Annotated in this window: 10 protein-coding genes; 6 read left to right on the forward strand and 4 right to left on the reverse strand. The window is 41.2% G+C overall.

From position 1 onward, the window contains the following. Positions 1-531: 531 nt before the first annotated feature. Positions 532-1,977, forward strand: coding sequence for a S41 family peptidase (locus tag AC1XUO_RS25840; RefSeq protein ID WP_483332730.1), 1,446 nt, complete (start codon positions 532-534; stop codon positions 1,975-1,977). Between the two features lie 120 nt (positions 1,978-2,097). Here the strand turns inward: AC1XUO_RS25840 and AC1XUO_RS25845 are convergent, their stop codons facing one another. Then, a complete protein-coding gene (locus tag AC1XUO_RS25845; RefSeq protein WP_483332731.1) occupies positions 2,098-3,807 on the reverse strand; it encodes a helix-hairpin-helix domain-containing protein in 1,710 nt (569 codons plus the stop codon). 470 nt (positions 3,808-4,277) lie between these two features. Between AC1XUO_RS25845 and AC1XUO_RS25850 the strand changes: the two genes are divergently transcribed. From AC1XUO_RS25850 to AC1XUO_RS25860, 3 genes are all read left to right on the forward strand, one after another. Beyond that, on the forward strand, positions 4,278-5,549 hold the full coding sequence (locus AC1XUO_RS25850) for an AGE family epimerase/isomerase (RefSeq protein ID WP_483332755.1): 1,272 nt from the start codon (positions 4,278-4,280) through the stop codon (positions 5,547-5,549). Between the two features lie 323 nt (positions 5,550-5,872). Continuing rightward, entirely contained in the window at positions 5,873-6,070 is a 198-nt protein-coding gene (locus AC1XUO_RS25855; RefSeq protein ID WP_090338661.1) for a CsbD family protein, read from the forward strand. Between the two features lie 180 nt (positions 6,071-6,250). After that, positions 6,251-7,249, forward strand: coding sequence for a 3-hydroxyacyl-CoA dehydrogenase family protein (locus AC1XUO_RS25860; protein WP_483332732.1), 999 nt, complete (start codon positions 6,251-6,253; stop codon positions 7,247-7,249). A 20-nt stretch (positions 7,250-7,269) separates the two neighbouring features. Here the strand turns inward: AC1XUO_RS25860 and AC1XUO_RS25865 are convergent, their stop codons facing one another. Then, the gene (locus AC1XUO_RS25865; protein ID WP_483332733.1) at positions 7,270-8,697 is read right to left on the reverse strand and encodes a right-handed parallel beta-helix repeat-containing protein; all 1,428 of its coding nucleotides are present in this window, start codon (positions 8,695-8,697) and stop codon (positions 7,270-7,272) included. Between the two features lie 273 nt (positions 8,698-8,970). On the opposite strand from AC1XUO_RS25865, the gene AC1XUO_RS25870 reads away from it, so the two are divergent. After that, on the forward strand, positions 8,971-10,296 hold the full coding sequence (locus AC1XUO_RS25870; protein WP_483332734.1) for a cytochrome ubiquinol oxidase subunit I: 1,326 nt from the start codon (positions 8,971-8,973) through the stop codon (positions 10,294-10,296). A 55-nt stretch (positions 10,297-10,351) separates the two neighbouring features. Further along, a complete protein-coding gene (locus tag AC1XUO_RS25875; RefSeq protein WP_483332735.1) occupies positions 10,352-11,371 on the forward strand; it encodes a cytochrome d ubiquinol oxidase subunit II in 1,020 nt (339 codons plus the stop codon). Between the two features lie 84 nt (positions 11,372-11,455). On the opposite strand, the gene AC1XUO_RS25880 is transcribed toward AC1XUO_RS25875, so the two are convergent. Together AC1XUO_RS25880 and AC1XUO_RS25885 are read right to left on the reverse strand one after the other, a co-directional pair. Continuing rightward, positions 11,456-12,025, reverse strand: coding sequence for an NADPH-dependent FMN reductase (locus tag AC1XUO_RS25880; protein WP_483332736.1), 570 nt, complete (start codon positions 12,023-12,025; stop codon positions 11,456-11,458). Between the two features lie 24 nt (positions 12,026-12,049). After that, positions 12,050-12,616: a YceI family protein gene (locus tag AC1XUO_RS25885; RefSeq protein ID WP_483332737.1), complete on the reverse strand. Its 567-nt coding sequence runs from the start codon at positions 12,614-12,616 to the stop codon at positions 12,050-12,052. Positions 12,617-12,688 lie beyond the last annotated feature (72 nt).

The raw sequence follows: 12,688 nt of genomic DNA on the forward strand, positions 1-12,688 counted from the left end.
CCGGAGATGGATAAGTTAATTGCAATAATTGTAAACCCAGAAAGAAAATCGTTCTTCTACTTCAAGATTCTTGTCAATTCCTTATCACTTTTATAACAAATGTGATAGTTTTGCAGCTAATTCATCTCAAAATGAATTAGGTAGAAATGTTACTTATAAGAACTTTGGAGATCCGGAGTTCTTATTTTTTTGTATCGGGGTTCTTATTTTCAATCGTTATCTGTCTTGCCAATTTCCAGCCCTGCACCTTAGCCTAGCCAGCCACCAGGTATTGCTGATTGGCTTACTGCACGATCTACCAAATGGCTTCTGAAACTCGCTTTAAGTGTTTTCTAATTAAAATTTTCTCAGCACCAACTTCACTTTTTCTTCAAATAGAAAAAAGGAAAATCGCCAACGTCGACGGAAATTAAATCTTGGCTGCTCGCCACACTTAAATTTATTCTCACGTAATATGATATGTGCACAATAAGAAATATCAAGCAGTATTCTAGTAAATATAGAAGCTACTCAATTTTAATCTGACTAAACATGTTAAATTTTAAAAGGTTCAGCCGAATTGGGTTCATTATCGCAGCAATCTCCATGGCTGGCTGTAAAGACAACAATGTCGAGCCAACTACTGAAACCACCGACAGTTCGGATTACCAGGCTATTAATAGCTGGATCTACGAAGTAATGAATGACGCATACTTTTGGTACAAAAATATGCCTGCGGAGAATAGCCTTGGCAGTGACCTTAATCCAAATGAATATTTCGAAAAACTAATTTATCAAAGAACCACAACGGATCGGTTTTCTATGGTAACCGACGACATTGACCAATTAACGAATGAATTTAACGGTGTAAGTAAAATTTTCGGCATTAACTACACACTTTCATATACTGATGATACTAAATCTAACATAGCAGCATTTCTAAGTTATGTCGTAAAAGGAAGTCCTGCGGAAGCGGCTGGCTTGAAGCGCGGCGATATCATTATGAAAGTTGGCGGCACGCAACTCACTGCGAGCAACTATACCTCCCTGTTTGGAAACAGTGAGACTGCAACTTTTACACTCGGCGTGCTGAATGGAGCAACTTTAACGGCTGATAATTCAAAAACAGTTACATTAACAAAAGCGGAAATAAGCGAAGATCCGGTCCTGTTTTCAAGTGTGATCTCCAAAAGCGCTTTTGGCAAAACGATCGGTTATCTTGTTTATACACAATTTGTCCCGGGCACAACTGCTGAGGCAACGAAATATGACAACGAATTAAGACAGGTTTTTGCCAATTTTAAGAGCCAGGGCGTAAATGAATTGGTGCTCGATCTGAGGTTCAATCCGGGCGGATATATCAGTTCTGCTGAAACACTAGCTTCGCTTATTGGTAAGAATATTTCAAGCTCGAAAGTTTTTTATAAAGAGCAATGGAATGATAAATACATCGCTTACTGGCAAAGCAAATATGGAGTAAATGCGCTGAATTATAATTTTCAGGACGAGGGAAATAATATAGGATCTAACCTAAGCCGTGTTTTTGTTCTCACTTCGAATGGCACCGCCTCGGCAAGCGAACTGGTTATCAATGGCTTACGACCTTATATGGACGTCATAACGATCGGAGAACACACGTACGGCAAAAACCTATTCGGCTCACTGATCAGCGACGATAAAAACCGGTGGAAATGGGGTATGTATGTGATGTTGGGCCAGACGGCCAATGTTAATAATGAATCTGACTATGGGACCGTCAACGGAATGGCGCCGACCTATGAGATCGAAGATTCTGTGATTCCTTATAAATCTTTCGGAGATGAAAACGAAACGCTGCTGAGAAAGGCGCTTGATGTCATGGGAATCCCCGCCCCTACCGGAACCAGACTTGCGGCAACGAAATCAGTAAAATCTTTCATTAGCGAACCGTTCAAAGATAATCTGATCCCTGAGAAAAGGATGATCAAGGATGCCCCTCTGACAAAGTTATTGAAGTAAAACCTTCCTCTATGATTATGGTTTGGAGCAGTCAGTATTTTATTTAAAAAGATATTAAAATAAAACGCTGCTGCTCCTACACATCTATTCCAGGCAATATGCAACCAAAATTTAACGCACCTACCCTTTTCTCATCTTCAAATATTCCTCAATCTCAGTTAAGGTGAAGGCATTAAATGTCATGTTTTTTGTAAGGCCGCCCTTCCTGGCAACCGCTACGCCATAATGCATATCATAATATCCCTCTTTTTTGTGCGCGTCGGGATTGATACTCAGCAACACACCTTTCTCCATGCAATAGGAAATCCAGCGCCAGTCCAGGTCAAGACGCCACGGAGACGCATTTATTTCAATCACAACCTTATGATCCGCACAAGCGTCAATAATTAATTTATGATCGATCGGGTAACCTTCTCTGGATAATAACAGGCGTCCCGTCGGATGCCCCAGAATCGTGGTATATGGATTTTGAATCGCCTTCAAAAGACGCGCTGTGGCTTTTTCAGAAGTCATAGTAAGATTACTATGAACCGAGGCGACCACGTAATCAAAACTTGACAAAATTTCGTCCGAATAATCCAGAGAACCATCTCCCAGAATATCCGATTCGATGCCTTTTAATATTTTAAATCGTTTTTCCGGCCCGTTCATCGCAAACCGTTCGTTGAGCCTGGCAATTTCTTCGTGCTGACGAAACACATCTTCCGGTTTCAATCCGCTGGCGTAAGAAGCCGTTTGCGAGTGATCCGCTATACCCAGATATTCAAAACCGAGTTCCTGACAAAAAAGAGCCATTTGTTCCAGCGTATGCTGCCCGTCGGAATAGGTACTATGGTTGTGTAAAATTCCTTTCAGATCGTCCCAGGTAATTAACTGATCGGGGGTATGATTTTCCGACCATGTAAATTCCCCAAAACCTTCCCGCATTTCAGGGACAATGTATGGCAATCCTGCATGCTCATAAATTGCTGCCTCGGTCTCAATCGTATCATATTTTGCATGCCTCCAAAGTGAAGTACCATGTGTGGTTGTAACACCCAAATGTTCAGGAGCAGCGGTTTCCAGGAATAATTCGTTGACAAAATGATCAGGGTCTACAGACAGGATTTCAACCTGAACGGCAACGTCACGAACATTTCCCCGCCAAATAAACGGAGACGAGTGAATTTCATTTTTTACAAGAAATTCCATTGCTGCAATCGATTCCTGCAAACCGGCGGGCGATACCGTGCCGACCAGCAATCGAATAATTTCGACTGTCTCAGCTTTTCTTCTCACCTCCCCGGCAACTGAAACCTGTTCATATACTTTTTTTAATTCTTCTTCAATAAGATCTGCGATCGCGTGCGCCTTGTCCATGCGCAATTTTCCAGCCTGATCCTTTAAAAAAGCCAGCGATTCCAATATCTTCTGCTCGGTACTTCCACCGAAACCCTTTACTTTTGCAATTTTCCCACTTTGACAAGCAAGTTCAAGCTCATGCAGATTGTCAATCCCAAGTTCCCGCCACAAAACTGAGATCTTCTTGGCACCAATCCCCTTGATACTGAACATTTCCAGAACACCAACAGGCGTCTTCTCCAGCAGTTCTTCCAGTTCACTGAACGTCCCCCGTTGTACGATTTCCAGGATTTTTCCGGCAGTACTTTTCCCGACGCCCTGGAGTTTTGTCAGCTCTTCCAGAGACATAAGCGCCAGCTCCCCGTCCTTATATTTATCCAAATAAAATCCGGCTACTCCGTAACCCTTTATTTTGAATGGATCGGCTCCATGAAGTTCAAGAAGTTTGGCAGTTAGTTCTAGGAGTTCTACAATTTCGGCGTTGCTCATGGTCGACTTTATTAAAATATAATCTGCGAATTACGAAGTATGCGTCAGCATTTGCAAATACTGGATTAAAATCGCTCGTCAATTTAAAATTTTCGATAGAATTATTAGCCACTTCAAATAGTGAATAATCAGGGTTTTTATAAGTAGAAAAATCAAATCAAGAAGATCAACCTGATCGTGTCACGCATTTCCGTCTGACCGTATACATCTGGAATCAACCACATTTTACAGTGCATACCTAAATTTATTACACCAGAATCCCTCAAAAACAGTATAATATTCCAGATAAAAATATTTATAATTATAAAATCTTCCGAGACATAGCCCGGAAGGGACCTGCTGGCGTAATATATCGAAAATCCGGCAGCCTATCTGAGTACTATTTTCAGATCAACATGTTATGGCCAAAAGAAGGAAAATATCAAAAACAGATCATTCCACAAGCAATAATTTTAATCTTTTAAATGAATATGAATAAAGAGCAGCTTACACAGTATCGCGAAGAGGCATATCATCATCTTACCCGGGAACTACTTTTCTTTTGGGAAACCCGTTGTGTCGATAAGGTAAATGGAGGATTCATTACCCATTTTGATAATAACGGAAATGATTCCGGGGAAGATGAAAAATCACTTATCGCCCAAACCAGAACTGTTTACACATTCTCTTCCGCGCACCGTGCCGGTTATGGTGAAGGCCGCTATGCAACCATCGCAAAACATGGGGTCGACTTTCTTATCAATAAAATGTGGGACGTAGAAAATGGCGGTTTCTACTGGCTCATGGACAGAAAGGGTAATATTAAGATTGATGAGAAAATCGTTTATGGCCTTAGTTTTGCCATATATAGTTTAAGCGAATATACCCTCGCAACAGGAGATCCGATTGGACTTGAATATGCTGAAAAGACATTTAATCTGTTACAGGTTCATGGCGCAGACACTCATTTTGGAGGTTATTTTGAAATGTTTACAAGAACATGGGAGCTGAAAGGCCCTGGATCTGCGGGTGGAGACCGAAAGACACTGGATGCCCACATGCATCTGATGGAAGCCTTTACGACTTTGTTTGAAGCGAGCGGGAAACAAGTTCATAGGCGGAAACTGGTTGAAATTATCCAGCTGCTGATTAACAAAATTATGCACCCTGTTTACGGTACCGGGATACCACAATTCTGGGCGGACTGGTCGGTTGCGCCACAGATCAAATTTGATATCATCTGGGGATGGGACAGATTTTCTGAGGACGGTCTTAAAAGCTCGGCAGAGGATAACACAAGTTACGGACATAATGTAGAGTTTGCCTGGCTCCTTATGCACGCACTGGACATAGCAAAAATCCCTTACGACAATTACAATACCCAGCTTTTAAAATCATTTAATCACGCCATTGATTACGGAATTGACTGGGAATTTGGAGGCGTATATGTCGAGGGCTCTCACGCCGGGGAGGTTTATGATCGGGAGAAGGAGTTCTGGCAGCAGGCAGAGGTACTTATTGGTATGCTTGACGCCGTTCGGATTTATGGTGATGAGAAATATTTAAAAGCATACCATTCGACGCATCGTTTTGTTTTTGATAAAATGATCCATCACAACGTTGGCGAGTGGCTTCCGCTACTCAACCGTCAGGGTGATCCTATCTGGACGCACATGAGCCATTCATGGAAAGTTAATTATCATTCAGTCCGGTCTATGGTGCAGAGCATCGTTCGCCTTGACAAACTTTTGGGAAACATATAATCGGGTTGGGGAGAATTTGCGCATTAATTCATGATTCCAATACACGGTTTAGGGAAATTGATGGACAAAAATATCTCCTGACGTGGAATGAATCAGTTAAGAATAGTTCAAATCAATAACAGAATTATCTTGTTTCAGTGTTATCCATGATCTGTATTTTGCTCATAATCAATATTCTGCTGATCGATCAGCCAATAACATTGATACCGAATTCGAGGAACGAACTACTGGGACCGGTCAATTTGGTATAATTTGTTTAACTTATTAAACAATTGCTTATCTGGAAAGCATCGGAATCATCAATAATTTAAACACGTAAAACTATGAGCGCATTCACACAGCAAGTAAAAGGTAACTGGAATGAATTGAAAGGTAAATTCAAACAACAGTACGCAGATCTTACAGATGATGATTTGCTATATGAAGAAGGAAAAGAGGACGAACTTCTTGGAAAACTTCAAACAAAATTAGGAAAAACACGCCAGGAAGTTGAAAGCGAAGTAGACAGCTGGTCCAAGTAATATAGTACAATTAAGGTTTAAAGGGCACCCTGAAATTCATTTTCAGGGTGTTTTTTTGTATAAGAGCTCTTACTGAATACAATTTTTCGCAAAAATAGTTAACCTGTCTTTTTCAATTCATATCTTCCCTAACTTTAAAATATTAAAATAAATTTCGACCAACAATATCCTAAACCTTCAATGAACACCAGAGAAATTCCCGTAGCCGTCGTCGGCCTTGGCCTGATGGGATCCAGTATCGTAACCTGCATGCTGATAGCCGGTCATCCTGTGGTAGCGCTAGCCCCGCAGCGTAACGATCTGCTCTATGCGAAAAAACGAATAACCGCAGATCTGATCAAATCGCTGGCAAATGGGATTATCCAAAATGCCCCTGAATTCTATCTGGAAAATCTGCTGATTACTGAAAATTATAATGATCTGTACGCGTGCAAACTTGTGATCGAATGCACACTGGAAGACATAAAAATCAAAGAATCCGTCTTTGCAAAAGTTGAAGCGGTCATTGCGTCGGATGCCATTCTAACGAGCAACACTTCTGCAATACCAATCAGTACTTTGCAAAAACTGACGAAACATCCGGAGCGTTTCTTTGGCTTGCATTGGGCGATTCCAGCACATACCACTCGATTTCTGGAAATAATTTGCGGTGACGATAGTAATATTGTTTACGGAGAATTTTTATACGAATTGTCTTCTTATTGGGCAAAAGAGCCGATTCTGGTTAGGAAAGATATTGCCGGATTTATTACAAATCGTTTGATGTACGCCATGTATCGCGAAGCGATCAGTTTGGTTGAAGGCGGCTATGCAACAATAGAAGATATTGACCGGTCCTGCCGAAATAATGCAGGATATTTTATGACAATGGTGGGCATTTTTCGATGGATGGACCTTACCGGCGTGCCAGCATATCACGCTGTGATGAAAGACTTATTACCCACGCTGAACAACAGCCAGGAAGTTCCAAAATTAATTACCGACATTGTGGAAGCTGGTGGCAAGGGAACTGCAAACGAAAAGGGATTTTATGACTATTTGCCGGGAGAAGCAAAACTTTGGGAAGAAACTTATGCTCAGTTCAGTTACGAAATAAGGGAATTGGCTTTAAGATATCCGGCCGATATCGTGAAGAAGAAACTGAAAGAAAAGCAGGAAGAGCAACAGAAAGGTCAGTGATTTATAAACCAAATTAAAGACTATTCATGATTAGCTTTTAGCGAAGGAACTAGCGATTTTAAGTGAGGTTTTTGCACGCCGGACTTAGATTCAAGCTGATTATCGCCAGTGGCTTCATTCTTGTCATATGCCATTGGCCGGATTTCCTGAAATATTTTAAAGCTCTCGTTCTGCATAATTTTGATTTCAGCAACATTACTATTTTCAATTTTTATGCCCGGACCGGGGGTTTTAATGATGGTATTTTGATTAATACCAGATTTTTTCACACCGTTCAGATAAATAGCAACGCCCTGTTTTTCAATCGTTCCAATATTTGAGAATAGATTATCCTGGATCAAACAGTCCTGGCAATTGCCAAGCATCGAAACGCCGCTGGCGCCGATATTTGAAATGAAACATCCAGTTACGGTGCCACGGTCATTAAAGTTGTTAAACACAACAGCATTTCCACCGAGATCTGAAAAATGGCAATTTTCAATGGTGCTATTTTCTGTGTTTTCCAGCATTATCGCCCCTCCCCGGAAAAACGCACGGTCGCTGCCGGCTAATGTATCTTTGCTGTCCATAAAAGATCTTTCATTATGGAGAAACTTTAAGTTTCTAATATGTACGTTTTTGAGTTTCTTGTTTTCACTACCATTTACTATAAAACTGTTTTTGAGGTGGGAAACTTCAAATTTTGCTTTTGAAAGATCTGTTCCGAGCGTTGGATAATAATATAAAACATGAGCCGTTTTGTCCAGATACCACTCTCCCGGCTCGTCAAGTTCAACAAGCACATTTTCTACGTATCGTTCGTTTTGAGACATATGAGCCAGTTTTTTGACTTGCCAGCCACCTTCCAGTTCCAGGTTATCGGTATCGTCTACCCCGGTAATCTTATAATGCAAGCTACCCATTTTACTTTCATCCAGCGCATGGACGTAACCTCCAACCGGATTCCCCCAGGTAAGGACCCTTACGTAGTAGGTGGCGTCCTCTGCCGTTCCCCCAAACACTTTTGCACTCGAATCGATATTCGGATATCGTGCCATCGTTTGCAGATTCCCGTTTACAAATAAACGCTCAAATTTACTTTCTACCGGCACTGTTGTTTTGAATATTCCATCTTTAAATCGTTGCCAGTCCGTTTTCAGAAGTCGACCTGCGCTTATGAATACCTCCTGCCCTTTTGAAGCCGTAATTTCAAGCTCCGAAGGAAAGTCAGGAGAATTGACAATTTTAACAGCCTCTTGCAAATAATAGGTACCACCAGACAACTGAATACTCACCCGTTTACCTCCAAAAGAATGAATTAATTCAAGTGCTCTTTTAATTGATTGAACCGGTTTGTTCACATTGCCCGTGTTGTCATCATTACCATTCGGCGAGACGTAAATGTAATTTACCTGGCCAAAAGTAGAACATGCAAGGGCAACGAAAAGCACACTAAATAAATATTTCATATTCTTGTTCCTAATTTCACGACATCGAACCTCCATACTCCCGGCTTTAAAAGTAACGTACATCATTTCTTACTCCAAACTGAATGTGTTTTCTTCGATTTTAATTGTGAATAAAGTGGTTGTTCTGGAAAGTCTTGAGTAGCTTTGAGGCGGTTAAAAAGGCATGATTTGTTATGCTTTCCAAACTCAATTAAATATAACAAAATCAAGTTTAATGTAGAACGCAAATTTAAAAATCTGCTGTGCATTATCTGAATTCTAGATTTCTCAAATATGGATGACTTCATTGCCGCAAGATCCCAAATGGCTCTTTCATTGGGGTTTCACATAATCTTTTCCTGCATCGGGATGGTGATGCCATTTTTTATGGCCGTTGCCCATTATTATTATCTCAGAACTGATAAAATCGTTTATAAAAATATAACAAAAGCATGGAGTAAAGGTGTCGCTATTTTCTTTGCGACCGGCGCCGTTTCAGGCACAGTGTTATCTTTTGAGCTGGGACTTTTGTGGCCTGAGTTCATGAAACATGCGGGGCCGATTTTTGGTATGCCGTTTTCACTTGAAGGTACCGCATTTTTTATAGAGGCTATTGCGCTTGGCTTTTTTCTATATGGCTGGGACCGCTTTAATAAGTGGTTTCACTGGGTTACCGGCGTCATTGTGGGGGTCAGCGGACTTGCCTCAGGAATACTGGTTGTGGCGGCGAATGCCTGGATGAACAGCCCTGCCGGTTTCGATTTTTTTAACGGCGAATATCTTAACGTGGATCCGATGAAGGCCATGTTTAATGATGCCTGGTTTTCGCAGTCACTCCACATGTGTATTGCGGCTTTTGCAGCCACGGGTTTTGCGGTGGCCGGGGTCCATGCCCTGATGATCATAAGAAGGCAGAATGTATATTTTCATACAAAATCGTTCACCATCGCCGCTATCTTTGGATGTGGTGCCGCCGTGCTCCAACCGTTGAGCGGTGATATCTCAGCAAAAGATGTAGCGAAAAGACAACCGGCAAAGCTGGCGGCGATGGAAGCACATTTCCATACAGAAAAAGCCGCCGGTCTCGTCGTAGGCGGAATTCCTGATGAAGAAACGAAGGAAGTTAAGTACGGGATTAAAATTCCTGGACTACTAAGTTTTATGGCACATGGGGATTTCAATTCGGAGGTTACCGGCCTGGATAAATTTCCTGAAGAAAATCAGCCCCCGGTTGCGATTACGCATTATGCCTTTCAGATAATGGTCGGGCTTGGTATGGCGATGATGACACTTTCCTTATTATATTTTCTGGCCTTATGGAAAAAGAAAAAATGGCTGCAAAGCGATTGGCTGCTTAAACTTTTTGTAGCCGCCACACCAATCGGGTTCATTGCCGTTGAAGCTGGCTGGACTGTCACGGAAGTGGGCAGACAACCCTGGATAATCTATAATGTCATGCGAACTGCCGACGCTGTCACCCCTATGCCTGGTATCAGTTATTCATTTTATATGTTCACGGCTATGTATGTTTCCCTGGGTATGATTGTAACTTTCATGTTATACAGACAGATCAAAATGGTAGACAAACTCTACGATCTGCCCGACGGCGCCAAGCATTAACCAGAAGTTTCTGAACGGAGGAATCCGCGATTTTTTACTTATACAAAAATATAAAATGTTATACGTCGTCATCATATTTCTCTGGACAGCAATCCTTCTCTATCTCCTGCTGGGAGGTGCAGATTTTGGTGCTGGAATTATTGAATTATTTACTTCGAAAGCCAACAAGATCCAGACCCGAAAAACGCTTTACGAAGCCATTGGTCCGATCTGGGAAGCAAATCACATGTGGCTGATCATTGCTATCGTAATTCTGTTTGTAGGTTTCCCTACCATTTACAGCACCATGTCCGTTTATTTGCATATTCCTTTAACGATTATGCTTTTGGGAATTATAGCCCGCGGAACAGCCTTTACGTTCCGGCATTATGATGCGGTTCAAGATGATATGCAGTATATCTACAACCCTATTTTCGCATATTCAAGTTTTATCACGCCATTTTTTCTGGGAATTATTGCCGGAAGTGCGGTTTCGGGGCATATTGATACAACGTCCAAAAACTTTATGGACGCTTACATTTTCAGTTGGCTTCACTGGTTTTCTGTTTCTGTCGGGTTATTTACAGTATCAATTTGCGGCTTCCTGGCAGCGGTTTTTCTGATCGGAGAAACGGACAGTGCGATTGACCGAAAACGGTTTGAATTAAAAGCAAAGGCATTTAATATCGCAGCTGTTGTATGCGGCATGCTGGTTTTCGTCTCAGCGATCATTGACGGAATTCCTTTGATCGACTGGGTATTTGGAAATATTGTAGGCATTATCGCCATTTCGGCAGCGACATTATCGCTAATTCTTCTCTGGTACCTTTTATACAAAGGCAACTCCTATTTCATCAGGATTCTGGCAGGGTTTCAGGTAACCATGATACTTTTAACAACAACTTACCGGCATTATCCCAATATTGTGATTTTGAAAAACGGTGGTTATTTGTCGTTAATAGAGCATAGTGGTCATCCCAAAACCATACAGGCACTGGCCCTGGCATTGCTGATTGGAAGTGTTTTTATTCTTCCCGCATTATTTTATCTTATTTACAGCTTCCAGAAAAAGAAAGTGGATTACGCTGTTGATTAAATAAATTGCTACAAAAAGATAATGGCCCAACTTAAAAAAAGCCAAGCCATTATCTTTTATTCAGAATTTTATATTGATTTTTACTTACTTATTCTCCTTGATCATTTTAAGCCCTTTCGTCCAGCGTATAAGTTCTTTCAGCATTCCTTCGGCAGACTTGTAAGCACTTTCTGAGGGAACAAATTCACCTTCTTCATTAATGAATTGCGTAAACAATGGTAAATTCACGGCCTCATAAACAGGAACAATTTTAAAAGTAGACAGATCCGCCTTTAAACTGTTCGCTGCTCTGGTCCCGGCTGATATACCACCATAACTCACAATGCCTGCCGCTTTGTAGCCCCATTCATGGAATAAATATTCCAAAGCATTTCTCAACGGCGCCGGATAATTATAGTCATATTCCGCAGTCACAAAAATGAAAACATCTGCCTCCTCAATGGAAGCACTCCATTTTTTGGTATGTTCGTGCTCATACTTTTGCATCGTTGGATGATTTGCCTCGTCCATCATGGGCAACTTAATCTCACCGAGATCTAAAATTTCAACTTTAAATTCCTCGTGTTTCGCCGCAACTTCTTTAATCCAGGCCGCCACGAGCGGACCTTTTCTTCCCGGACGAACAGTCGAGGTAATAATTTTCAGATTGTACATAAAAAAGATTTTCTGATTTATTAATTATTGTCCAAATTCGCCATCAGCGATAATGATAACTTCTTCACTCAACATCGGTGCTTCAAATTTTGGGCCAATGCCAAAATCAGAACGCTTGATCGTACCAGTTGCCCTAAAACCGGCAACCGCTTTTTTGCTTGCCGGATTGGTGACAGTTCCACGATAAATAAAATCCATATAGACAGGTTTTGTAACACCGTGCATCGACAAATCACCAATTAATTGATATTTGCTTTCACTGACTTTTTTAAAACTGGTGCTTTTGAAAGTCAGCTCCGGGTTTGCAGTCGCGTCAAAAAAATCGGCCGACTTCAAGTGCTCGTTTCGTTTTTCCACTCCTGTATTGATCGAAGCGGTTTTAGCAGTCAATGTGAAAGTAGCGTCGCTGAAATCCGGTTTTGAAGCATAAATTGTGGCATCAAAATCTGTAAATGCTCCCGAAACGGTTGAAATACCGAGATGCGTGATATCAAATTTAAGCTGCGAATGGGCTTTGTCCGCTTTCCAGGTTTGCGCGAAAGCAGAGAATGAAGCAACTGTCAAAAGAATTAAAATTGAGATTTTTTTCATAACGGTTTGAAGTTGAATTGAGAATAAAAACTATAAGTTAAAAAATAAAACGTAGGATATGACCAGCGCAAG

The sequence above is a fragment of the Dyadobacter sp. HNCC25DJ186 genome (genome assembly GCF_056895235.1).